A 22,670-nucleotide genomic window follows, 5' to 3' on the forward strand; every position below is an offset into this window, starting at 1 on the left:
AAATAGAAATTCGCTATTTTTAAAACGCCCAATGTTAACATTGGGCGTTTTAATGTAGCTAATCGACAATTAATATGCCAACGCTTATACTTGACTTTACATCAAAACCATGGTACAGTGGAACTAAGATAAATAAACAACAAATAGTAGCAATAACTCCTTTCAAGAAGGGAACCCACCATGTTAAAAGAATCATCACCCGAATTTCATCAGGCATCTACGCGTGCCGCCGGTGAAGGAAACGTTACTTCTCACGAAACACTTGCTAGCCCTGAAGCAATCAGTGCAGCAAAAGCGGAGGTTCTTGCACTTAAAGAGCAAATTGATAACTTTCAGCTTCAGCTTGATTTCTTGCAAACTGAGCTTAACAGAGTGACGCCAAAAGAGAATATATTTGCCGATATAGACCCTTCAACAGTAGCGGCTGAAGCAGCAAGAGATTTCTCTCATTATAAAAATGTTGCAGATATTACTGGATATTATAACAATGACCCATCACTTATTGCGAGCGAAGATGTACAAAAGGCGCTTGCAGATATGACGAGCGAGCTCGATAGTCCATTACTGGGTGTGCAGGATACTCTTCCTGATTCTCAAGAAGTTAATGAATCACAGAGTACATCTGAAGTTTTAGACCAAGCTGATTCTCACAAGTCTTCAAAAGGGATTAATAACGAAGCAGCTGTTTTGTACGCACACGCAAATCAACATGCTATTCTCGTTGAAGAGCTGAAAAATCTTGCTCTTACTGACGATCGCCGAAAATCTCTTGAAGCGCAAAGAAAAGAGGTTGAACGTGAATTTTATAAGGCAAGCCGGGAGTATAAATTACAACCTGGAGCTGATATAGAGGCTGATAATGTCGCCTGGGCGCACTTTAAGGGCGAAGCAGCTTCACCCGAGGAAGTGATTAAAAGCACCGAAGCTACGTCTGCTGATAGCATTGATTCTCAAGGGAATGAGGACCGTAAAACGAGCGCAGCCGAACTTATCGATGATGATACCCCAGAACCCTCCGAGTCTCACCCAGACATTGCTCCTATTGATGAAGATGAACTTATTAAGAGCATTACTGAAAATGCACAAGCGCATTTTATTGATGATTTACTTGATAATATTACCGAAGTGCGTGACCAATTACGAACATCCCAAACCCCCGAGTTGATTAAAGAGCTTGCTGAGCTTGAGAAAGACTATAACGACAAACTAAGTACTTATGGCAAGCTTTCTAGCGAAGAAGGTTATGATGGGCAAGTTCTGCAGTATTTTAATGATCGTTACAAAAATATTCCAGCTGTTGACATTCAGGATACTCCTAAGTCACCTGATGCAAAATCGGATGCTCTGGTTGAAGAAGAGAAACTTAAAGCTCAAACTGCTGTTGATGACTTGAATAAGCTCGTCGACATTATAAGTGATTTGGATTTGAAACGTCATCAAGAAGAAGATAGCCTTGAAAAGGCCAAGCTTCAAGAGCGATTCGATAAAGCTGTTGCAGGCTACGACAATATTATGACTGAATACTACAGTTCTGATTACTACGATGAAGATGAGGCTGCTAAAATCGCTCAGCACCTTAACGACGCGCTGAGTCCTACGCAAGTCGCCACACCTTCAAATAACGAACCACAGCCAGCTTCTACTGCACCAGGAGCTAAGCAACTTCTTGAAACTCTTAAAAAGGCATATGTCCAAAAATCACCTAAAGAATGGGCTAAGGAAGGTACGATAAACGATAACGAAGAACAATACGATTTCTTTGACTGGACAGATGAGTTTGTAGAACAGCCAATTGTTGAAACCATCCAGCTTGCAAAGAATTTACGCTCTAAATTTAGTGCGGCTAGAGAAGCTTTCCGTTCGAAAGAATCTCGTAAAGAATCTCGAAAAGAATCTGCTCGTGCCCGAGCAATGGGTGCTGCTTCTACCTTAGGTACAAGCGTATGGAACAATCTTTTATGGCAAACAGGCAAAAACGGTACGAAGACCCTAAAAGAGCAAGAACGAGCACGCCAAGCTGCTGAAGCCGAAGCTAAGGCTAACTCTTAATCTTACAGGGCGCATCGTACCCCAGGATATGCTAAAATTAATCTAGAAGAACCGATAATACGCGAGAAGGGTAAGACAATCAAATGTTTAAATTGGATGATGAATTTCTAAAAGATCTTGGCCTCGACCAGATGCCAGAAGATCAAAAAAAGGCATTTTTAGAACATATTTACAGCCAGCTAGAATTGCGGGTTGGAACTAAATTATCAGAAGGCTTGACCGACGCTCAACTGGGCGAATTTGAATCATTTGTTGATCGCGACGAAGAAAAAGTTCGCGCATGGGTTGCTGCTAATACACCTGACTACCTAAATGATCCAACATACCAACAGCTCAGCTCTGCGGCACCTGAAGGCACAACGGAGATCATTATGCTTTCTGAGTACGCATCACTGAAATGGCTAGGTATGAATCGTCCTGATTACCGCGATGTCGTAAAATCAGTTTTAGATGAACTAAAGCAAGAAATTATGGCAAGCCGCGATGCGATTTTAGGCAACAATCAAGCGGGATAGCCACGAAGAAATGCCTCGCCGGTCATACGACGTCCACTTGGAGCGACCAGCTCATCAATTGAAAGAAAAGCACCGTCCTGACACTCAATGTCGAGCGGTGTTTTTTGTTGGCCTGATACATGTGATTTCGTGACGATAATATCAAGATCATTAACTTTTAGTTTGCTTTTAGGAAAGACAAGGTATGCGCGGACTCGGCGTTCAGCCCTGGCTGCGCTTAATTTTTTCAGATCAATCCATGCGTCATCTTTGGTGAGTAATGCACAATACGTTGCTGCCTCTTCTTGTTGTGTTTCTGGTTGCAGTGATTCATCTAAAATACGAGGGAGTGTTTCGAGTAAAAGGTCTGAACCAACCACCGCTAGGGCTCGATACAGATTAATTTGAGTTTCGGTACCTTTTAACGGGTATCGTTTTGCGGCATAGACAGGACCGGCGTCCATTTTGGCACTGAGCTGCATAATGGATACGCCAGTTGTTTCGTCGCCATTTTTTATAGCCGATTCGATAGGTGTCGGGCCGCGATATTTTGGCAAAAGTGATGGGTGAACGTTGATAATACCTGGTGTGAATAAATCGATGATGCTTTGAGGGATAATTTTGCCGTAGCTAACAAGAACGCCGGCAGGATTGCCAAGAGTCTTGATATCCGATGCGATATCAGCGAGCTTTTCAGGCTGCCAAACCGGAATATTATGCCTAGTAGCAAGGACTTTAACCGGAGGAGCTGTCAGCTGCTGACCACGACCTTTTTTACTGTCAGGTTTAGTAACGACAGCGCCAATAGTATAGCCAGCTTCGATTAAAGCTGTTAAAACGGTGAGGCTAAAATCCTCAGTCCCAAAGAATACGATTGTTTTTGATGTGTTCATCATAGCTAAGTGGTTGAAGTTCGCCTTTCTCGTCGAGGGTGTAAAATGCATCTGTTTTATCGCGAATATGATCGATAAAAAGGACACCGTTTGTGTGGTCAATTTCGTGCTGGATGACGCGGGCCAGGAAGCCTTCGGCTTTGAATCGAACTTCGTTGCCGTCTACGTCCATTGCACGAACACGGATTTTAGAGCTGCGCGGGACTTTACCATAGATATTACTGACACTGAGGCAACCTTCGTAGTCGTAAATTTTTTCGCCTTCGTGCTTGACGATCTCGGGATTAATAAGAGCAGTAAAGTTGCGGGCGCTTTTGTCGTCAAAATCACTTCGGACAATCACAACTCGTTCCATTATATCTACCTGAACAGCAGCAAGGGCTGCGCTGATTTCGTGAGGGCGAGAATCTTCCCAGTCTAGGGATGCATCTGTCATGTCTTGTACTAATTTGACGACGTCGTCGGTAATGACGTGCACTTTACTGGATTTTTCATGGAGGTGCGGGTTTGGCAGAGCAATGATATCTTCTTTTTTCATTCCTTTAAGTATAACAGATGAAATGAAGCTTTTTATAGTAGGCTAATTGGATCTAGTTCAGTTTGCCAGTGTGTAGGCGGAACAAGTTTCAAAAGATCGATGAGTGCCGAGCGTTTTTGCGATTTAACAACCAATTGCCACCGGTAAGTGTCGCGGGTTCGTTCGTAGAAGGCGGGGGTTGGTCCAAGTATTTGTACTTGTGAGCCCATTTTTGTCTTTAGCTCATTAGCGAGTTTTTTTGCATTTTTTATAGCGGCGGCTTCTGTTTTATAAACGCATGTCAGTTTTAAAAGGTAAGTAAAAGGCGGGAAGTGACCACGTTGTCTGGTGATGAGCGTTGTTTTATAAAAATGTTCATAATCTTGGGCAAGGCCGTCAATGACGGCAGGGTGTCCGGGCTGATAGCTTTGAACAACAACGTTTGTCGGATGATGCGATCGTCCGACGCGTCCAATAACCTGGGCGAGTAGTTGAAAGGTTCTTTCCTCGGCTCCATAGTCGGGCAGGCTAAGGCCAGAGTCGGCCTGAATAACGCCGACCGTTCGAAGCTTGGGTAAGTCGAGTCCTTTTGCGATGACCTGTGTACCAATGATTAAATCTATTGCGCCGCTATATAAGTCTTTGTACCGTTCCTCGACCGATTCGCCGGTTTCGCTATCGCCATCAAATCGAACAATTATTTTGTTCGGAAATAATTTTTTAAGTTCGGATTCTATTAACTTGGTACCAATACCTTTATGAATAATATCGGCGGAATGACACTCAGGACAACTCGTCGGGACTTTATCTGACGATCCACATATATGACATAGGAGCTGATGTTTATCGGCATGCAGCGTGTAGGGCACAAAACACCGTGGGCAGATAGCTGACCAGCCACAGTTTTCACACAACGTCGAGGAGGCGCTACCTCGACGGTTATGGAAAATAAGTGCTTGATTACCACTTTCGAAAGTCGTCGTAAGTTCGGTAATGAGTTTGTCGGATAAAAAGCGATGATGTTTAAACCCAGTACGTTTTGTCATGTCGATCAGAGTAATAGTAGGAGGAACACTACCGTCTTTGGCTCGTTTTGTCATATGAATAATTGGACGATTGGATTGCTGGGCGATGTAGTAATCAGAAACGGCCGGTGTAGCACTTCCAAGGATAACTTTAGCTTTGTGTTCATGCGCGAGGATGCTTGCGGCTCGAAGGGCAGAATAACGAGGAGATTGTTCTTGTTTAAAACTTGGTTCGTGGGCTTCGTCTATGACGATAAGTCCGATATTCGATAAGGGCATAAAAAGGGCAGAGCGAGGACCCACCACAACACGGGGTACTTTACTATTCAAAGCTTCTCTCCAGGCAAGATCACGCTCTGCTTCGGTCTGACGAGAGTGGGTGAGAATGATATCTTTAAAGTGATGCGAGAATTCATCAACCAGTTGTGAAGTCAGCGCGATTTCTGGGACAAGAATAATGACCGACTGGCCACGATCAAGAACGCGTTTGGCAGTTTCAATATAGACATGAGTCTTCCCGGAACCTGTGACACCGTGAAGTAGCGCAGTGCCGGGCGTCATCTGTTCTATCGCGTCGATAGCTTCTTTTTGCTCCGCAGTGAACACAATATTTGTTCGATCTCGTAAACTTTCTTTTGTAATAATTTGACGTGCCCGACGTGTTTTTTGTAGGCCGCGAGGAAGTAGTGTTTGTAAAACGGTCGCAAGATGCGAAGTGTAATAGTTACTGAGCCATTTAGCTAGTTCAAGAATAGGGAGAGGTAGCGGCTGTCCTTCGATTATTGAAGTTATCTCTTTGGTTGTATAGCTTGGTTTTGCAACTTCGGAAAAGATTACGCCAACGAGTTGTTTTTTACCTACCTCTATAATGACCAATTGTCCAATGGGGAGGGGTGTTTTTGAAGCATAGGTAAAAGACATGCTTTCAGTGCGCACGATTTGATTTGGCGCCACCTCGTAGTAGTACATACGTCTTATTATACTTCGTTAATGAATCCTAACTCGGAAAAGGGCAAATTATCCTTTTTGCTCGTCACGTCAGCATTATACTGATAAACTAAACGTATGTATTTTGAAAGTCGTGCCCAAGCGGGTCAGATTTTGGCGGAGCGGCTTGTTCCGACATATCGATATGAAAACTGTGTTGTAGTTGCACTTAGCGACGGTGCGGTTCAAGTGGGCGAACAGATTGCCGAAGCGCTTCACTGCGTACTGACAATGCTTCTGATTGAAGATATTCCTGTCCCTGGTGAGAGTGTGAGCTTTGGCGGTGTTTCACAGAGCGGCGGATTTACGTATAACGGCATGTTCAGCGCTGGTGAGGTTGAAGAATACGCGAGTGAGTTCCACGGTTACCTAGAAGAGCAAAAGCGTGAGGCGTTTCAAAAAATTAATAGGCTGCTTGGTGACGGCGGTATTATTGATCATGACATGCTTAGAGACCATGTGGTTATCTTAGTTGCAGATGGTTTAGACAATGGGGCGTCACTTGACGTTGCTGTGGATTTTTTAAAGCCAATTCGGATCCAGAAACTTGTTGTTGCTACACCTGTAGCGACTGTACCAGCCGTAGACAAACTGCACATAATTGCAGATGAATTACACGTACTTGATGTGAAGGAAAACTTCATGGGAACAGACCATTATTACGAGCAGAATGACATCCCGTCACACGAAGATACGATCGCTAAAATCAACCAAATTGTACTGAATTGGCGTTAACAAGGCTTGCCAAACCATGCACAAAAAGTGTAGAATAAAAAGCAACGGATGAGCCAGACTGAAGTTAAATAAGGGAAATAATGTTAGACGTTTTTATTACATCTCGAGTGCGCCGAAAAATAGTGGTTGTATATGCCAAATATCCTGATTTTCACACGCATGTTCGAGGACTTGCAAAGTTAATCAAAGAAGATCCAGGCAATATTCAACGCGAACTAAAACGACTTGAAAAGGTTGGATTTTTAACCAGTGAAAAGCAGGGAAATACCAAGATTTATTCTACGAATAAACAGTTCCCGATCTTTAAAGAACTACAGAGCATCGTCATTAAATCTCAGCAACATGCTGGTCGACCCAAGCGCCAATCTGCCGATATTTAATGGATATATTTGAAGAAATTTTAAAAGCACGCGTACCTGACAAACAGGCGCGTGATCTTTTTTTGTCGCCTGATTACAACACAAAACATGATCCGTTTTTACTGCCGGATATGCAAGCGGCGGTCGATAGATTAGTTGCCGCTTTTGAAAAGCAAGAACACATAACTATTTATGGCGATTATGATATCGATGGTCTGACAGCAACAACGGTTCTACTTGATGCGTTTAAGAGCTTTGGATTTAAACATGTCGAGGCATTTATCCCAAATCGCTTTGTCGAAGGTTATGGACTGACGGTGGATGCGGTGGAGAAAATCGCAGCGACAGGAGCGAATCTCATTGTTACTGTTGATTGCGGTAGTTTAAGCCACAAAGAAATTACACGGGCGAACGAGCTGGGTGTTGATGTGATCGTTACTGATCACCATAATGTTGCCAATACGCCACCGCCAGCAGTTGCGACGATTAATCCAAAACGTACCGACCACTCGTATCCATTTATTGATTTAGCGGGAGTGGGCGTTGCGTTTAAGCTAGTTCAGGCGCTACAGACGAGACTGGAAGGACTACCCGTTGGACAGGAAAAATGGCTGCTTGATTTGGTGGCGCTTGGAACTGTCTGTGACGTTGTGACGCTTGTTGATGAAAACCGTACCAATGTTTATTGGGGTTTGAAAGTTTTGGCGCAGACACGCCGGCCGGGATTAAAAGCATTAATGGCAGTTGCAAAAGTTGAACCGAACAAAGTTAATGCACGAAGCCTTGGATTTGGTCTTGGACCGCGTATGAACGCGGCGGGACGGCTAGAGACCGCTAGGCATGCGCTTGAAATGTTACAGGCAAGCGATAAGATAGAAGCATTTGAAAAAGCGCAGCAACTTGACGCACTGAATATTGCCAGGCGAAGTGACCAAGATGCGATTTTTAAAGCGGCAATTATCCAGGCGGAAACATTCAAAAACGACCCGGTTTTGGTTGTGAGTCACCCGGACTGGAATCATGGCATTATTGGCATTGTTGCGGCAAAACTTTTAGAAAAATATAAAAAACCAGCCTATGTTTTACAGGAAATGGGCGACGAGAGTAAAGGTTCGGCTCGCAGCTACGGTGATTTTAGCGCCGCCGATGCGATTAGGGCGTCCGATGACATTATCACCAAAGGCGGCGGCCATAAATTAGCGGCCGGCGTAACGATGCCAACCGAAAACATTGCCGCTTTTCGAAAGCGGGTGAATGAATTCTATAAATCACAAAAATTACGCGATCAGCCAAGCCTGCTACTGCCGAAAGCGGATGTTGCAATAGATGATTTTACCTTTGTTCATGAAGATCTGCTAACCCAGCTAGAACTTTTAGAGCCGTTTGGAAACGGTAACCCCGAACCTGTTTTAAAAGCTGAAAATGTTGTCGTGACGCGCCAACGTCGAATGGGTGCGGATGCCCAACATGTTAAATTGGATCTTCGCGATAGTAAAGGAAAAACAATGCAATTTCTGGCATTTAGTGCTCCCGCACATTTTTTTGTCGAACCGGGTGAACAAGTAACAGTTTGGTTTCAGCCGACCATTAATGAATGGCAGGGACGACGTAGCGTGGAAGGGCGACTTTTGCATCTTGAAGATGCAGCTCTATAGCTGTTGCATCTAAACTGCTTCTCTGTTACAATACTCCCATATGGTACAAGTAACACGTAAAGATGAACGCGAAGCGAACGAAAATATTATTCGTCGTTTCAACCGTAAGGTTTTGCAGAGCGGTGTTTTAGCTGAAGCAAAGGCAACAATGCGATTCAGCAAACCTCTAAGCAAGACTGAACGTCGTGCAAAAGCGATTATCCGCAAGGAACGCAAAAGCGAAAAATTAGCCAAAGCCCGTTTGGGGATTCGTTAATTCATGGCGCTAAAGCAGCGCATTCAAGACGATCTTAAAGCCGCTCTTTTGGGCGGCGATCGTTTTGCCGCGGAAACGTTGCGGGGTCTAAAGGCCGCAATTTTGAACGAAGAAGTCGCTAAAAGCAAGCGCGACGAAGGCTTAGAAGACGCCGAGATTGAACAAATTGTTGCAAAAGAGGTCAAAAAGCGCAACGAAAGCGCAACACTCTATGAACAAAATGATCGGGCTGAATCGGCTGCCGATGAACGCCGCGAGGCTGAAATTTTGAGTATCTACCTTCCTACGCAACTTGGCGAAGAAGAAGTTAAAGCTATTATTGAAGCAGCAATCAAACAACTTGGTGCTAACGGCATGAGCGACATGGGTAAAGTTATTGGCGTCGTGAAGTCAAAAGTTGGCAATACCGCCGATGGTGCGACCGTCGCGAAACTTGTTAAAGAACAACTAACACAGTAGAGGAAAAGACAGGGTGATTTTATTTTTTGGTCCGACCGGTGCCGGTAAAAGTGTGCAAGGCCAGATGCTGGCTGTCCGTCAGGGATGGAAGTGGCTTTCGACAGGCGAGATGCTGCGTACGAGCAAAGATCCAGAAGTAATCAAGGTATTGAAGTCCGGTGAATTAGTGAGCGACGAACTTACCTATGAAGTATTCGACGAAGCGATTCGCGGTGCGAAAGCGAAAAACTACGAAAAGATTATTGTTGATGGATTCCCGCGTACCAAAGCGCAAGCCGAGTGGCTTGCTGATTATATGGAAGAGAACGGCGAGAAGATTGACCTGGTTGTCGCGCTTGAAGTGCCAGAAGGGGAGCTTATGAAGCGCCTTGAGAAGCGTGGCCGCATGGAAGATACACCCGAGACGATTGCAAGGCGTATGAATATTTATCGGCAGAAGATGTATCCAGTGCTTGGAAGTTTCGCCGAGGACGGCGTGAAGATCGTCCATCTTGACGGTACGGGCACCGCGGGTGAAGTACATGATCGGATTTACGCAGAAGTAAATAGCGATGCAACCGTCAAAGTCTAACGAGCAGATTCAGGCGATGCGTGAAGGCGGCAAGATTCTTGCTACCATTTACGCTGATCTAAAGGCGCATGTTAGCGCGGGTATGAGCGGGCTAGAAATTGACGCTTGGGTGGCTGAACGGATCAAAAAACACGGTGCGATTGCGACGTACAAAACAAGCGAAGTTAATTTCCCTGGGGTGATCTGTATTAGCATCAACGACGAGATCGTTCACGGGGTGCCATCGGACTACGTTCTTGAAAAGGGCGATATTGTTAGTTTCGACCTGGTCATTACGTATAAAGATATGAAAACGGATGCGGCCTTTACGATGGTTGTCGATGAAACCCCTACGGGTGTTAAAAAGCATCTATTGAACGCAACCGAGCGAAGCTTATATGCCGCGGTTGATGCGATCAAAGGGCCTGTTCATACGGGTGACATTAGTGCTGCCGTAGAAAAAGTTTTAAAGGACGGAAAACTTGGTATTATTCGTGACCTTGTTGGTCATGGCGTAGGGTTTGAAATGCATATGCCGCCAGAAATTCCGAACTACGGACAAAAAGGCAAGGGGGTACTTTTGAGACCGGGAGATACAATCGCTATCGAACCTATGGCTACACTTGGTAAAGAGCGCATTAAAACCGATGCTGATGGATGGACAATCCGAACGGCCGATGGAAGCCTTTCGGCTCATTTTGAACACACCGTGCTCATCACCCAAGCAGGTGCTGAGATATTGACAATACTATAGAAGGAGATGACCTACTATTATGAGCACAACTGAGAGTCACCGATGCGTATGCTTGATTGCAGAGATAGCGAGGCCCTATGCTACCCCTAGATATTAACAATGTCGTAAGTGATCATCCTAGGTTGCAGAACGAATTATTCGATAAATTTCCAGTTATCGGCGCAGATTATCTGCAAGCGGCGGCCGAGCAATTGAAAACTGCTTCAACTGCATAGCCTACTAGGCTGAAAGGTATCTCTATCTGCCTAGCTCTTCTCGGTAACTTCATTGACTAATTTTTCTAATTCCCGTGGGTTTTCGCCAAGCCAGACAGCGAGTGCATGTGACGCATCGTAGTGTCTATATGTCAGATGTTTTGCTGTAGCTTGTAGCGTTGTGATAACTTCTTTGGGGATTACTTCGTCTCTATCTCCGTATGCGATAAATGTCTTTCCGCTAAACTTGGCTAAATTTGTAATAGCGGTACTATTTTTCCAACTGCTATCTGTCCGAATAAGTGTCCTAAACCCGTCGTCTTTAAATTGGATATTCGCTGCATCTTTTGTGTAGATAGCTGGACAGCCTAATAAGATTGTTTTTACACGTCTAGGAAATAGTGGCAATAAATCACATACTGTCTGGCCGCTCATACTAAAGCCTACAAGAATAAAATCACTATTTTTCGGAAGGAGTTTTTCTATAACCTGAAGCGCCTGTTCTTGGCGGTTATTCAACGAAGAATCTTTCAGCTCGCCAGAACTTTCACCGTGGCCTGTAAAATCAAATAAAACGACACCGTAATCGTGTTTGAGAATTTCCTCAGCAAAAGGGTAGTAGCGGGCTCGGTTGGATGCTCCGGCGCCGTGTAATATAACGACATTTTGTTTTTTAATAGCGTATTCACAAGCTATTTCCTGGTTGCCAATTTTTAAGCTTCGTTTAGTTAATTGCATGTGATATTTTTTCTTCCTTTTGTAGTAGTTGTTGAACGCGTCTGCCGATTGCGTCTGATGGTTCGATAACTTTCGCTCGGCCGTCTGCTATTTCAAGAATTAATTCTTTGATCCAGTGGTAGTGGGTGCATCCTAATACGATTACGTCCGCACCACGTAAACACATATCTTCAATGACGCGTTTTATCTCTTCGTGGTTAACTGCATTATTTTCGATCATATAGGCCCAGGTACTACAATCTGGTTCTAGAATCGTAAGGTGGAATCCGTATTTGGCAATTAAATTATGATAACGCTCACTAGCCAAAGTTGCGGCGGTGGCACAGACGGCAATAGTGTCGTTTTTTGTAACACTTGCCGCTGTTTTAATCATAGGTTCTACGCCAATGAATTTTTGATCTGGGTATTTTGTTCGGAGTGATTCGATCGCAAGTGCGGTTGCCGTATTGCAGGCAAGAATAATAACATCGCAAGATGCTTCTAGGAGTGGCTGGATCGCGTTACCGGTTAACGAAATAACTTGATCTGGTGTTTTATCACCGTAAGGAACGTTCTTCCGATCATTAACGACAGTAATTTGTGCATCTGGAAAAGTTATGCGAAGTGATGCGGCGACAGCCTCTCCGCCAATACCAGAATCAAAGACGCCAAGTTCCATGTAACTAGTGTAGCATCCGTGTGCCGGCTTGTATTTTAAGCATAAGTATGATATTGTATACTTACTATGCCAGAAATACCAAAGACACAAAAATATTTTGATACAGAATTTAGCAGAATAACTGCTGTTCAAGAAGGGGAGGGGCAGGAGACTAACTCTACCGAACAACAAGGGCATCTCCCTACTCCTAAAGAGCAAATAGAGGGTTTGGTCGAATATTTTGGATCTGGCGAAGCTCCCAATACTCTCGAAGAGTTAGATGGAATCCGTAAAAGCTTGAGTGAAGAGTGGCAGGAAGAGGGCTTTAAAGCGGCTTCTGCGTATCTTGACGCTGAGGGTAGTTTAATTCTTGTTGCACCGAGCAAAGAAAATCACCCCAATCACCCAGTTCAACTTCCAGGTAAAGGGCCCGAGTCTACGTGGCGTCTTTTGATAGATGGACAAGTGATGGACGTAACTATTCCCGCGGAGTGGTCTGGTATGAGTGCGCATTTTAGGGGCACGGGTCATTCTGAAGGTATCTATAAACTTCCCGATGACGGAGAGGGTATAGAGCTATCTGACGATATGCAGCGTATTGTCGATAAACTAGGGCCATTCGCAACGATGCATCATACGCCTAGAGGTGAAAGTCTAGGCGATAGTAGTGGCACTGTTGGGCTTGCCGATGTTCGTGATGAAGCAACACTACGCGAAAAAGTTAAAAGTGAACGTAAGATCGCTGCCGCGGCAGAATATGCAGCCGATGAAAAGGAAGCGTATGGCGTTGAAGAAGCCGCAAGGCAACGAGCAGACAAGGTTCGAAAACTTCTATTTCGTTCAGCGGATAACTTAGTCATGCTGCGTCGTGATGCATATCGCCTCGGTCTAGCTGAGATACGAGAAAATAGTACGTCTCGTCGACGTAAAGATGACTATAGAAAGTTCTAATTCCTAATTTGCTAACAGACATCACACGCTAGGCAAAACTTGTCATAAGCGTTATACTAATACGCATGCAAGATACTTCTCGATATGCTGTCGGTATTGATATTGGCACGACCACTATTCGCTGCGTGGTTGGTCATATTGATGCGACGACAGGCGCTCCGACGATTGTTGGTGTTGGTCAGGCTCCAAACAGTGGTATGCGAAAAGGCGTGGTAGCAAATCTTACCGGCCCAGCACAAGCGATTGACGATGCGCTTGGCGAAGCTGAACGTATGAGCGGCTATCAGGTTGACGCGGCGACAATCAGCATTAACGGGGCTCATATTCTGAGTACGAAGGCCGACGGCATGATTGCCGTGGGAGCAATGGACCATGAAATTGTAGGCGAAGATCTAAATCGTATTGAAGAAGTTGCAACTCTGGGCAAAGTACCTGCAAACCGTGAAATTCTAGAGGTTGTTCCGCACAGCTATCGTTTGGACGGACAAGACAATATCAAAGACCCGCTAGGGATGACGGGAACTCGGCTCGAAATTACCGCTAATGTTGTTTCAGCACTGACACCGCACCTTGCGAACCTGCAAAAATCAGCCGATATGGCTAAAGTTCATCCGCACGCAATCGTGCCATCAGTCCTTGCTGCCGCTAGGGCTGTTTTGAATGAGCAACAAATCGAAAATGGGGTTGCCGTCGTTGATCTTGGCGGCGCAACAACAAGCGTTGCGATATTCGAAGAAGGCGACCTGCAATACGTTGCCGTTATTCCGGTTGGCGGCACGAATATTACGAATGACCTCGCGATCGGGTTAAAAACGGATCCGGAAATCGCCGAAAAGGTGAAACTGGCACATGCAGTAGCAACTCCACGCAGTGAAGCCGAGGGAATTAGCGTTAAGCACGACAGTGAAGTATTTAGTTTTAGCTCGAACGATATTGACGAGATTGTCGAAGCCCGCTTGGAAGAGATTTTTGACGCGGTTCACAAAGAACTCAAAAAAGCTGGCCGGGCTGGCCAGTTACCTAGCGGTGTCGTTCTAACGGGAGGCACGGCAAAGCTAAAGGGTATTGCTGACTATGCCAAACAAAAACTAGGGTTAGCCGCTCGAATTGGCAAACCGTCTGGGTTTGGTGGCGTGGCGGAAAATATCGAAGAACCACAGTTTGCTTCGGTTATTGGGCTCATGCTGCTTGATGCAGGACCGGGCGGAGGCCAAACGCCGCAAGCCGGCAAGAAAAATAGCATGAACGGCAAAGCGACTTTGAAGCAAGCCAGCGGTGTTATATCCAAGTTTTTGGGTAGATTTAAAGCCTGAATTTGAATTTAAACAATCAATGTTATACTAGATAAGAATAGAATATCGGGGAGAGTGCATCAGATGCCTGAAGTGAAACCAAGTGAAATACAAACATTTGCCAGTATCAAAGTAGTCGGCGTCGGTGGCGCGGGCGGCTCTGCTGTCAATCGCATGAAAGACGCGGGCCTAGCCGGCGTGCAATTTATTGCCATGAACACCGATGCGCAGGCGCTCCATAACTCAAGGGCTGATCTAAAGCTTCACCTTGGGCATTCGACGACCAATGGTCTGGGTGCTGGTGCTGATCCGTCAACCGGTGAAGCTGCCGCAGAAGAATCTCGCGAAGAAATCAAAGAGGCGCTTCAGGGTGCTGACATGGTATTCGTCACGATTGGTGCCGGTGGTGGTACGGGTAGTGGTGCGGGTCACGTTGTGGCCGAGATCGCACGTGAGCTTGGTATTTTGGTTGTTGGCGTTGCGACAAAACCATTTAGTTTTGAAGGTGAAAAACGCCGACAAAATGCTGAATGGGCGATTGCGCAGCTTGGACGCCAGGTTGATACATTGATCACCATCCCTAATGACCGCTTATTGCAAACCATTGACCGTCGTACGCCGCTTCTTGAAACATTCAAGATTGCTGATGATGTCCTTCGTCAGGGTGTTCAGGGAATTTCTGAACTTATTACCGAACACGGTCTGATTAACCTCGACTTTGCTGACGTAAAAGCCGTTATGAGTAACGCCGGATCCGCATTAATGGGTATCGGACGCGCAAGTGGTGATGACCGCGCGGCACAAGCCGCCCAACAAGCTATTGAATCACCGCTGATCGAAGTATCGATTGATGGTGCCAAAGGCGTTCTGTTTAACGTAACCGGTGGTTACGACATGAGCATGAGTGAAATCCAAGAAGCGGCCGAGATTATTACGAGTGCTGTTGCGCCTGATGCCAACATTATCTTTGGCGCGACGCTCAAACCTGAACTTGAAGACGAACTGATCATTACGGTTATCGCAACTGGTTTTGACAGTGCCTACTTCCACGAACAAGCTGCGCAGCTTGAAACGCCTGGATCTGGTATCGCAACGCGAGTCGAACCTAAAGAAGACACCCACGCGGTTGACCAAGCGGTCGAGGCAATCAATATGGATCTTGACCATAGCGAAGCAGCAGCAAGCTTTGCGGAAGAGCCGACACACGACATCTGGAGTACTCCAGCTGAAGAAGATGACGATGATACTCCGGCATTCCTTCGCCGCCGTAAAAAGAACAAAAAATCAGACGAATCGTAGGCTAATACAACATGAGTACAAAACTTAAAATCGGTGACAGTCGCGTGATCGAATCACGAGAGTCGGCTGATGGCGTGACGATTCGCCGCCGCCGCGAATCGCTTGACGGCAAACACCGGTTTACGACTTATGAACGCATTGAGCGTCCAAATCTCGCAGTTATTAAACGCGACACGACCCGTGAGCTATTTGACCGCGACAAACTTTCCACCGCCATTAAGCGTTCGGTGGGCAAGTTTTTCTCATCCGAAGTCGAAGTTGAAGAAATCATTAACAATGTCGAAGAAGCTTTGTACGAACTTGGCGAAAGCGAAGTAACATCACGTCAAATTGGTGATTTGGTACTGGACGAACTTGCGCTTCGGAACGAAGTTGCCTACGTTCGTTTCGCCAGTGTATACCATGATTTTAAAACCCTTGATGAGTTTGAAGAGATTCTACAGCAGCGTCGTAAAAAATAGGAGGTCCTGAAATGAAGGCAGTCATCGTGTACAAAGATGAAAGCGACTACGCAAGGGAGGTTCTTGATTATCTTCGGGATTTTAAGCGGCAAACAGGGCACGACTTAGAAACGATTGACCCCGAAACTCCTGACGGAATTGATTTTTGCCGTGCGTACGATATCGTTGAATACCCGTCAGTCGTGGCAATTAGCGATGATGGTGTTATGCAGAATTTGTGGCGTGGTCGTCCGCTCCCGACAATTAGCGAGGTGAGTTACTATGTTTAAGTTCGGTGAAAAAAAGTCGGTCGAAAGATCTAATAGATGGATTTTCGGAACGATGCTTGCCGCTGGACTTACTGGTTTAATTGCGGCTTTCACGCTTACGGTTGAAAAATTTCATTTGCTTGAAAATCCCAACGCGGTTCTTAGCTGTAGCTTTAATCTTGTTCTAAACTGCGCAACCGTTATGCAGACATGGCAGTCGCATGTATTCGGCTTTCCTAATAGCCTAATTGGCCTAATGGGCTACTCGGTTGTCATTGCCGTGGCCATTGCGGGGCTATGCGGCGTAAAGTTTCCGAAAAAGTTCATGCAAGCAGCGCAAATCGGCTATGGGCTAGGACTGATTTTCGCGTATTGGCTGTTCTTCCAGAGCGTATTTGTCATTCAGGTACTTTGTCCTTGGTGTTTAGTCGTGACTTTTGTGACGACAATCGTTTTTGAAGCACTTCTTCGCTATAACCTCCGCGAAAATAACTTTGACCTATCCAGGAAAACTCATCAAAAGGTGAGTGAATGGCTAAAGAAGGATTACGACAAAGTAATCGTTGCAGGCTGGGTCGTTCTTATGATCGCTATTGTTTTTATAAAGTTTGGCGAAGGATTATTCGCTTAAGATACTATGTCTGAACTGGTTCCACGTAGTACGGAAAGTGAAACAGACAGACGTGACTTTTGGGACGGCTTTATTCTTAGCCTTGATGAGCTGAGCAAGTATATTAGGATTGACGTAATGGAAGAGATTAAGAGGGCGCAAAATCAAGATGAAGAGTATGCAATCGGGCTACTTTTCAAATATGCCGGGCTGACAGAACTTCCACTCGGTGAATCGGGTCGCCTCCCTATGGTATCTACTATCTTGAAGGAGGCAGGCTGTGTTGATCTTGATTCAAGTCTCTTCCGCGACAAAGAATTGAATTGAACAATAGCCCCCTTGAAGATTATTAGCGTGTGCGTTAGGATATAGATACAGACAATCCTTTTGGATAAGTGGCTATCACCCACGAAGTTGCGGGAAGAAATCGCATGAAGCGACGTAGAACCCGACGGTCATCGACCCGTTAGATTGAACAACTAAGCGCTAGAAAGAATCTCTTTTTAGAAACTGGATGGTACCGTCCGCATCATGCGGATTCCAGTGACTAAAAAGGGATTTTTTTGTTTTAAGAAAGGCGATGTCATGAAGCAAGCGAAACTTACAATTCGAGATGCTACCGAAGCTGACGTAGAAGCGATCGTCGCTATGCATGACCAATCGTGGCTCGATACGTATCCAAATGATGCGGCAGGAGTATCGCGGGAATGGGTGAAGGAACGGGTTGGAAAATGGCAAGATCCTGAAAAACTCGAAGCACGAAGGGCGCAAATACGCCAATCCGGGCAAGGTAAGGCAATGATCTATCGCATTGCGGAAGACGAACGCGGTAAAGTCGTAGGCTTTATTAACCCCCATAGAGACGAAAAAACGCAACGGGTCGGTGCGGTATATGTCGATAAGCAATATCATGGAGCAGGGCTCGCGCAAAACCTTATGGACGAGATTATTGCCTGGGCTGACCCGCATAGATCGCTTGAGCTTGAGGTTGCGTCGTATAATGAACGCGCCAAAGCGTTTTACCGTAAATATAACTTCAAAGAAATAGAACATTCCGAGCACACCGTACACGAAGTAATACCAGTTGTCACAATGATTCGAAAAGGAGATAAGCAATGAAATACAAATCAGGCACACGCAGACGAGCCGCAGAATACGAAAAAGACCTCGTCGTTCAGTGGAAGAAAAATAAAACGTTTGAACGGTCAGTCGAAATGCGACCGGCTGATAATTCATATGTTTTCTATGACGGCCCTCCGTTTATTTCTGGCATTCCACACCACGGGACGCTACTTAGCTCGATCGTTAAGGATGCCATACCGCGGTATCAAACAATGAAAGGCAAACGGGTAGAACGTGTTTGGGGTTGGGATGCGCATGGCCTGCCTGCTGAACGCTACACCGAAAAGAAGCTTGGCATTCATTCGCGTCAAGAAGTGCTTGAGTATGGTTTAGAGAAATATATCGTTGCGACACGCGCAAACATGCTTGAAACAAGTAGCGCGTGGGAAGATGTGGTTGACCGCATCGGACGCTGGGTAGAGTTTAAGGGTGCTTACAAAACCATGGACAAGGATTACATGGAGTCGATTTGGTGGGCGTTTAAAACGCTATACGAAAAAGACAAGATTTTTGAGGGTGAGAAGGTCCTGATGTACTGTACGCTTGACGGCACGCCGCTATCGAAAGCCGAAGTGACGATGGATGCCGGTGCCTACCAGGACGTGACTGATCCAAGCGTATACGTAAAGTTCAAGTTAACTGGTGAAGACACGTGCGTACTTGCCTGGACGACGACGCCGTGGACGCTTCCAGCCAACACCGCTCTTGCGGTGAACACAAAAGTTGAGTACACGGAAGTTGAACTTGATGGCGAACATTTTATTTTGGCAACGGAACTGCTCGGTAAAGTCCTTACGGATGAAAAACATAACGTGTTGGACTATAAAGTTATTCGTACGCTAAAAGGCAAAGAGCTCGTAGGTAAAACGTATGATCCATTATTTGAAGATCGTGGCATCAATGCGCATAAAGTCTGGGCGGCTGATTATGTTACGACAGAATCTGGTACTGGTATTGTCCATCTTGCTCCAGCCTATGGTGAAGAAGATTTTGAACTAGCAAAAGTCCATAAAATACCTGTTGTGCACGTGATTGACCAAAATGGTTTTTATACTGAAAGTGACTGGAAAGGGCAGAATGTTTGGGAGGCGAATAAGCCGATTGCCAAGGAATTAAAAGAGCGCGGAACAGTCTGGAAGATCGATTACATCCGCCACTCATACCCACATTGTCACCGTTGCGGCACGCGCCTTATGTACCGGGCGCACCCGAGCTGGTTTATGGATATCGATGGCCAGCGTGAAAAAATGCTCGAGAAAAACGAGCCGATTAACTGGTTTCCGGCGCATGTCAAACATGGCCGATTCGAAAAGACTGTTCTCCAGGCGCCAGACTGGAACATTAGCCGCGACCGCTTTTGGGCGACTGCCATGCCAGTCTGGAAGTCAGAAAGCGGCAAAACGAAAGTCATCGGAAGCTATGCGGAGCTCAAAGAACTTTCAGGCGTTGAACTTGAAGACTACCATCGTCCATGGATTGACGAAGTGACGTTTGAAATTGATGGAGAAAAATACACTCGCATCGACAAAGTGATGGATAGTTGGTTTGAAGCGGCGAGTATGCCGTTTGCCCAATTCCACTATCCATTCGAGAACAAGCAGAAATTTGACGAGAATTTCCCCGGTGATTTTATCGTTGAATATATTGGCCAGGTGCGAGCATGGTTCTATTATATGCACGCGATGAGCGTCGCGCTGTTTGGCGAGAATAGCTTTAAGAATGTGATCGTGACCGGTAATGTGGCTGGTAATGACGGTCGTAAGATGAGCAAGAGCTATGGTAACTATACCGACCCGAACGAGCTCATGGACAAATTCTCGGCTGACTCACTGCGTTTCTTGCTTTTGCAGAGCCCGCTTCTCAACGGAGAAGATTTTGCGCTGCAAGATAAAGAAGTGGGTGACGTTGCACGCAAACTTAGTATGGTTTGGAATATGTACGATTTCTTTACGATGTACGCCGAAGTGGATGGTTGGGAATGGAAAGATGACCTTTCGGATCCGCTGGAAGACTGTACGAATCCGCTGGACCAATGGATTATTTCACGGATGCATCAGCTAATTGCGGAAGTTGAAACGCATATGGACGCATATGATATTCCAAATGCTATGAAACCGATCTTACCGTTTATTGAAGATGCGTCTAACTGGTATGTTCGCCGTTCACGCCGTCGTTTCTGGAAGAGCGGGGATGATGCGGACAAAGACATGGCCTATCGCACATTACATTACGTGTTAGTTCGTCTAAGCTATGTCCTAGCGCCGTTTACGCCATTCCTTGCTGACGAACTCTACCAAAAGTTAACAGGCGACGAGAGCGTTCATTTGAAAGATTGGCTTCCAGCTGGGCATGTGAATGAACTAGTCGTCACAGACATGGAAGAAGTTCGCGACTATGTTAACCAAGGTCTCAGTCTGCGCGCTCAGAATAAGCTAAAGGTTCGTCAACCACTTGCGAGTGTCACTGTTCCGCGCCTAGGCGAGTTTGTGAACTTTGAAGATATTCTGAAGGATGAATTGAACGTTAAAGCAGTCAGGGTTGGTAAAGAGCTAGCACTTGATACCAAACTAACGCCAGAACTTAAACGTGAAGGTCTGATGCGCGAAGTAATTCGTCATGTACAATCAGCCCGTAAAGCTGCTGGTCTAAACATTGACGATCACATTAGCCTGGTTCTTAAGACTGATGATACTGACCTGCAAGCAGCAATTAACGAACACGCGGATACGATTAAATCTGAAACACTTGCTGATAATCTAACCAAAACTGGTGAAAAGTCGTATGAGGCTACCGCCAAAGTTGAAGGTGTTGAGCTGACTGTAGGCTTGCAAAAAGCATGAACACGCATCCAGATGCGGTAACCGTTCTCTGCTACGGAGACTCCAATACCTGGGGCCAACGACCTGAAAAAAAAGGCGGGCGTTTTCCGTCAAACGTTCGTTGGCCAGGTAAGCTCCAGGATATATTGGGTGATGATTACTATGTTATAGAAGAGGGCTTGAATAGCCGGACGACTGATTTAGAGTACTATAAAAAGCCAGGCCGGAATGGCAAAACATATCTCATACCCTGTATTGAAAGCCATAGGCCGATTGGCATAGTTGCCATAATGCTTGGCACGAATGATCTTAAGACTACGTTTGGTCGTAGCGCTACGGATGTCGCCGAAGCACTACGGGGTCTTGTGCGGGATGTGCGCGAGACTGCTGTCGATAAAGAGGGCAAAATACCAAGAATTATCTTGATCAGCCCAATTCTCATTGATGATACGGCTGAACTATTCAGTATGTTCTATGCGGAGAATTATAGTCACGAAGCAGTGATGAAATCACAGGATCTTGCAGGTGAGATTCAAAAGGTAGCCAACGAGGAAGCCTGCTTTTTCATCGACGCAGCCTCTGTTGCCGAACCTGGTGTCGATGGCATTCATTTCAAAAAAGAATCCCACCCAGCATTGGCGACTCTTGTGGCTAAAACTATATCAGCCCCATAGTATTTCTTATGCTTGCTTGATATACTGCGGATAAGTATGGCAAAGCAACCAATAATCGGTATTTCTGTCTGTTCCAATCCTGATGGGACTATCGATTTTCACGGTGTCGAGTATCTTTATCTTCGGCGTGACTATACGCAGGCAATCAAAGCTGCTGGTGGAATACCGATTTTGCTTACTCCTGATATGACTCCGCAGGCAGCTGCCGAACTTTGCGACGGTATCGTGATAAGTGGCGGTTATGATATTCCGACAGAGCTTTATGGTGAAAAGCACCACGAAACAATGATAGATGTCGAGACGATGGAGCGTGCAAGCTGGGAGCTGGCACTTATTGATGCGTGTGACATGGCTGAAACACCTATTCTAGGTATTTGTTACGGTATGCAGCTCATGAATGTACATTTTGGTGGCAGCCTTTATCAGGATATTCCATCTCAGGTTCCTGACGCGCAGAGTCATGCGTCACAGACACCAGAAAATGATCATCTCGTCACATTTAGTAGTGATTTTTTAGGATACAAAGCAGGAGAATCAACTCCTTCTGCACCTCGACATCACCAAGCAATTAACCGAGTTGCCAATGACTGGGAAGTCGCTGCCCGAACGGCTGACGGGGTAGTAGAGGCCATACAAAACGGAAATCGTTTTGGCGTTCAATGGCATGCAGAATCTGACAATACAGTTGAGCGGGTTTATGGTGTCTTTGTTGCATTATGTAAAAAAGATCAACCGACATTTGCATCAGTCAGTCTACGAGACATTGTTGATAAAGAGGAAGTGGTGTCGATCTCAAAATAGCAAAGTTCCGAGTAGCATATATGAAAAAGCCCCGACAATTTGTCGGGGCAAGCTAAACATAACAAAACACACGGCAGTGACGCCTCCGAAC

General features: G+C 45.6%; 26 protein-coding genes. 21 read left to right on the plus strand and 5 right to left on the minus strand.

The genetic code is table 11. The features are described from left to right. Positions 1-180 precede the first annotated feature (180 nt). Positions 181-2,049: a hypothetical protein gene (locus VK497_05480; protein HMI09816.1), complete on the plus strand. Its 1,869-nt coding sequence runs from the start codon at positions 181-183 to the stop codon at positions 2,047-2,049. Positions 2,050-2,132: 83 nt separating this feature from the next. Continuing rightward, on the plus strand, positions 2,133-2,564 hold the full coding sequence (locus VK497_05485; GenBank protein ID HMI09817.1) for a DUF5663 domain-containing protein: 432 nt from the start codon (positions 2,133-2,135) through the stop codon (positions 2,562-2,564). Here the strand turns inward: VK497_05485 and fmt are convergent. Genes fmt through priA form a run of 3 tightly spaced genes read right to left on the minus strand, consistent with a single transcriptional unit; the run spans position 2,552 to position 5,947 of the window. Further along, complete coding sequence (fmt, locus tag VK497_05490) at positions 2,552-3,439, minus strand: methionyl-tRNA formyltransferase (GenBank protein ID HMI09818.1); 888 nt, start codon at positions 3,437-3,439, stop codon at positions 2,552-2,554. The two genes, VK497_05485 and fmt, sit on opposite strands and share 13 nt — an antisense overlap. After that, positions 3,399-3,974, minus strand: coding sequence for a peptide deformylase (gene def / locus VK497_05495; protein HMI09819.1), 576 nt, complete (start codon positions 3,972-3,974; stop codon positions 3,399-3,401). The genes fmt and def overlap by 41 nt, the downstream gene beginning before the upstream one ends. A gap of 32 nt (positions 3,975-4,006) precedes the next feature. Beyond that, on the minus strand, positions 4,007-5,947 hold the full coding sequence (gene priA / locus VK497_05500) for a primosomal protein N' (protein ID HMI09820.1): 1,941 nt from the start codon (positions 5,945-5,947) through the stop codon (positions 4,007-4,009). Positions 5,948-6,043: 96 nt separating this feature from the next. Here priA and VK497_05505 point away from each other — a divergent pair, with 96 nt between their 5' ends. The 8 genes from VK497_05505 (at position 6,044) to VK497_05540 (ending at position 10,948) form a co-directional block, all read left to right on the plus strand. Next, positions 6,044-6,700: a hypothetical protein gene (locus VK497_05505; GenBank protein HMI09821.1), complete on the plus strand. Its 657-nt coding sequence runs from the start codon at positions 6,044-6,046 to the stop codon at positions 6,698-6,700. Positions 6,701-6,780: 80 nt separating this feature from the next. Next, positions 6,781-7,080 carry a winged helix-turn-helix domain-containing protein gene (locus VK497_05510; protein HMI09822.1) on the plus strand — a complete coding sequence of 100 codons (300 nt, stop codon included), beginning with the start codon at positions 6,781-6,783 and terminating at the stop codon, positions 7,078-7,080. Then, positions 7,080-8,714, plus strand: a complete 1,635-nt coding sequence (gene recJ / locus VK497_05515; protein ID HMI09823.1) for a single-stranded-DNA-specific exonuclease RecJ — start codon at positions 7,080-7,082, stop codon at positions 8,712-8,714. Before VK497_05510 ends, recJ begins: the two co-directional genes overlap by 1 nt. 40 nt (positions 8,715-8,754) lie before the next feature. Next, positions 8,755-8,970 (plus strand): 30S ribosomal protein S21, encoded by a 216-nt coding sequence (locus VK497_05520; protein ID HMI09824.1) that lies wholly within the window; start codon positions 8,755-8,757, stop codon positions 8,968-8,970. 3 nt (positions 8,971-8,973) lie between these two features. Next, on the plus strand, positions 8,974-9,429 hold the full coding sequence (locus tag VK497_05525) for a GatB/YqeY domain-containing protein (protein ID HMI09825.1): 456 nt from the start codon (positions 8,974-8,976) through the stop codon (positions 9,427-9,429). Between the two features lie 13 nt (positions 9,430-9,442). Continuing rightward, positions 9,443-10,000, plus strand: a complete 558-nt coding sequence (locus tag VK497_05530) for a nucleoside monophosphate kinase (protein ID HMI09826.1) — start codon at positions 9,443-9,445, stop codon at positions 9,998-10,000. After that, entirely contained in the window at positions 9,981-10,733 is a 753-nt protein-coding gene (gene map / locus VK497_05535) for a type I methionyl aminopeptidase (protein ID HMI09827.1), read from the plus strand. Before VK497_05530 ends, map begins: the two co-directional genes overlap by 20 nt. 77 nt (positions 10,734-10,810) lie before the next feature. Beyond that, positions 10,811-10,948 carry a hypothetical protein gene (locus VK497_05540; GenBank protein ID HMI09828.1) on the plus strand — a complete coding sequence of 46 codons (138 nt, stop codon included), beginning with the start codon at positions 10,811-10,813 and terminating at the stop codon, positions 10,946-10,948. A 30-nt stretch (positions 10,949-10,978) separates the two neighbouring features. Here the strand turns inward: VK497_05540 and VK497_05545 are convergent, their stop codons facing one another. Continuing rightward, complete coding sequence (locus VK497_05545; protein ID HMI09829.1) at positions 10,979-11,665, minus strand: alpha/beta hydrolase family protein; 687 nt, start codon at positions 11,663-11,665, stop codon at positions 10,979-10,981. Beyond that, complete coding sequence (gene murI / locus VK497_05550; protein ID HMI09830.1) at positions 11,652-12,323, minus strand: glutamate racemase; 672 nt, start codon at positions 12,321-12,323, stop codon at positions 11,652-11,654. The genes VK497_05545 and murI overlap by 14 nt, the downstream gene beginning before the upstream one ends. 66 nt (positions 12,324-12,389) lie before the next feature. Between murI and VK497_05555 the strand changes: the two genes are divergently transcribed. The 11 genes from VK497_05555 to VK497_05605 all read left to right on the plus strand — a co-directional run bounded on the left by VK497_05555 (position 12,390) and on the right by VK497_05605 (position 22,579). Then, on the plus strand, positions 12,390-13,253 hold the full coding sequence (locus tag VK497_05555; protein HMI09831.1) for a hypothetical protein: 864 nt from the start codon (positions 12,390-12,392) through the stop codon (positions 13,251-13,253). Positions 13,254-13,318: 65 nt separating this feature from the next. Then, on the plus strand, positions 13,319-14,566 hold the full coding sequence (gene ftsA, locus VK497_05560; protein ID HMI09832.1) for a cell division protein FtsA: 1,248 nt from the start codon (positions 13,319-13,321) through the stop codon (positions 14,564-14,566). 63 nt (positions 14,567-14,629) lie between these two features. Next, entirely contained in the window at positions 14,630-15,844 is a 1,215-nt protein-coding gene (gene ftsZ / locus VK497_05565) for a cell division protein FtsZ (protein HMI09833.1), read from the plus strand. An 11-nt stretch (positions 15,845-15,855) separates the two neighbouring features. Then, positions 15,856-16,305 carry a transcriptional regulator NrdR gene (gene nrdR / locus VK497_05570; protein HMI09834.1) on the plus strand — a complete coding sequence of 150 codons (450 nt, stop codon included), beginning with the start codon at positions 15,856-15,858 and terminating at the stop codon, positions 16,303-16,305. Positions 16,306-16,316: 11 nt separating this feature from the next. Continuing rightward, positions 16,317-16,574 carry a hypothetical protein gene (locus VK497_05575; protein HMI09835.1) on the plus strand — a complete coding sequence of 86 codons (258 nt, stop codon included), beginning with the start codon at positions 16,317-16,319 and terminating at the stop codon, positions 16,572-16,574. Next, complete coding sequence (locus VK497_05580; protein HMI09836.1) at positions 16,567-17,184, plus strand: vitamin K epoxide reductase family protein; 618 nt, start codon at positions 16,567-16,569, stop codon at positions 17,182-17,184. Before VK497_05575 ends, VK497_05580 begins: the two co-directional genes overlap by 8 nt. 6 nt (positions 17,185-17,190) lie before the next feature. After that, entirely contained in the window at positions 17,191-17,490 is a 300-nt protein-coding gene (locus VK497_05585) for a hypothetical protein (GenBank protein HMI09837.1), read from the plus strand. A 258-nt stretch (positions 17,491-17,748) separates the two neighbouring features. Continuing rightward, positions 17,749-18,282, plus strand: coding sequence for a GNAT family N-acetyltransferase (locus VK497_05590; protein HMI09838.1), 534 nt, complete (start codon positions 17,749-17,751; stop codon positions 18,280-18,282). Further along, positions 18,279-21,125, plus strand: a complete 2,847-nt coding sequence (gene ileS, locus VK497_05595; GenBank protein HMI09839.1) for an isoleucine--tRNA ligase — start codon at positions 18,279-18,281, stop codon at positions 21,123-21,125. Before VK497_05590 ends, ileS begins: the two co-directional genes overlap by 4 nt. Continuing rightward, positions 21,122-21,778, plus strand: coding sequence for an SGNH/GDSL hydrolase family protein (locus VK497_05600; GenBank protein HMI09840.1), 657 nt, complete (start codon positions 21,122-21,124; stop codon positions 21,776-21,778). Before ileS ends, VK497_05600 begins: the two co-directional genes overlap by 4 nt. 36 nt (positions 21,779-21,814) lie before the next feature. Next, positions 21,815-22,579 (plus strand): gamma-glutamyl-gamma-aminobutyrate hydrolase family protein, encoded by a 765-nt coding sequence (locus tag VK497_05605; GenBank protein ID HMI09841.1) that lies wholly within the window; start codon positions 21,815-21,817, stop codon positions 22,577-22,579. Positions 22,580-22,670: the final 91 nt, after the last annotated feature.

The organism is Candidatus Saccharimonadales bacterium (genome assembly GCA_035317825.1).
Classification (GTDB): Bacteria; Patescibacteriota; Saccharimonadia; order Saccharimonadales; family Saccharimonadaceae; genus DATHGB01.

Coding starts and splice junctions, on each gene's coding strand:
- VK497_05600 (HMI09840.1), top strand. CDS start 21,122: ATGAACACGCATCCAGATGCGGTAACCGTTCTCTGCTACGGAGACTCC.
- priA (HMI09820.1), bottom strand. CDS start 5,947: ATGTACTACTACGAGGTGGCGCCAAATCAAATCGTGCGCACTGAAAGC.
- VK497_05510 (HMI09822.1), top strand. CDS start 6,781: ATGTTAGACGTTTTTATTACATCTCGAGTGCGCCGAAAAATAGTGGTT.
- def (HMI09819.1), bottom strand. CDS start 3,974: ATGAAAAAAGAAGATATCATTGCTCTGCCAAACCCGCACCTCCATGAA.
- nrdR (HMI09834.1), top strand. CDS start 15,856: ATGAGTACAAAACTTAAAATCGGTGACAGTCGCGTGATCGAATCACGA.
- VK497_05545 (HMI09829.1), bottom strand. CDS start 11,665: ATGCAATTAACTAAACGAAGCTTAAAAATTGGCAACCAGGAAATAGCT.
- VK497_05590 (HMI09838.1), top strand. CDS start 17,749: ATGAAGCAAGCGAAACTTACAATTCGAGATGCTACCGAAGCTGACGTA.
- ftsZ (HMI09833.1), top strand. CDS start 14,630: ATGCCTGAAGTGAAACCAAGTGAAATACAAACATTTGCCAGTATCAAA.
- VK497_05480 (HMI09816.1), top strand. CDS start 181: ATGTTAAAAGAATCATCACCCGAATTTCATCAGGCATCTACGCGTGCC.
- VK497_05525 (HMI09825.1), top strand. CDS start 8,974: ATGGCGCTAAAGCAGCGCATTCAAGACGATCTTAAAGCCGCTCTTTTG.
- VK497_05585 (HMI09837.1), top strand. CDS start 17,191: ATGTCTGAACTGGTTCCACGTAGTACGGAAAGTGAAACAGACAGACGT.
- VK497_05520 (HMI09824.1), top strand. CDS start 8,755: ATGGTACAAGTAACACGTAAAGATGAACGCGAAGCGAACGAAAATATT.
- VK497_05580 (HMI09836.1), top strand. CDS start 16,567: ATGTTTAAGTTCGGTGAAAAAAAGTCGGTCGAAAGATCTAATAGATGG.
- murI (HMI09830.1), bottom strand. CDS start 12,323: ATGGAACTTGGCGTCTTTGATTCTGGTATTGGCGGAGAGGCTGTCGCC.
- VK497_05505 (HMI09821.1), top strand. CDS start 6,044: ATGTATTTTGAAAGTCGTGCCCAAGCGGGTCAGATTTTGGCGGAGCGG.
- map (HMI09827.1), top strand. CDS start 9,981: ATGCAACCGTCAAAGTCTAACGAGCAGATTCAGGCGATGCGTGAAGGC.
- recJ (HMI09823.1), top strand. CDS start 7,080: ATGGATATATTTGAAGAAATTTTAAAAGCACGCGTACCTGACAAACAG.
- VK497_05555 (HMI09831.1), top strand. CDS start 12,390: ATGCCAGAAATACCAAAGACACAAAAATATTTTGATACAGAATTTAGC.
- VK497_05575 (HMI09835.1), top strand. CDS start 16,317: ATGAAGGCAGTCATCGTGTACAAAGATGAAAGCGACTACGCAAGGGAG.
- VK497_05485 (HMI09817.1), top strand. CDS start 2,133: ATGTTTAAATTGGATGATGAATTTCTAAAAGATCTTGGCCTCGACCAG.
- VK497_05605 (HMI09841.1), top strand. CDS start 21,815: ATGGCAAAGCAACCAATAATCGGTATTTCTGTCTGTTCCAATCCTGAT.
- ftsA (HMI09832.1), top strand. CDS start 13,319: ATGCAAGATACTTCTCGATATGCTGTCGGTATTGATATTGGCACGACC.
- VK497_05540 (HMI09828.1), top strand. CDS start 10,811: ATGCTACCCCTAGATATTAACAATGTCGTAAGTGATCATCCTAGGTTG.
- fmt (HMI09818.1), bottom strand. CDS start 3,439: ATGATGAACACATCAAAAACAATCGTATTCTTTGGGACTGAGGATTTT.
- ileS (HMI09839.1), top strand. CDS start 18,279: ATGAAATACAAATCAGGCACACGCAGACGAGCCGCAGAATACGAAAAA.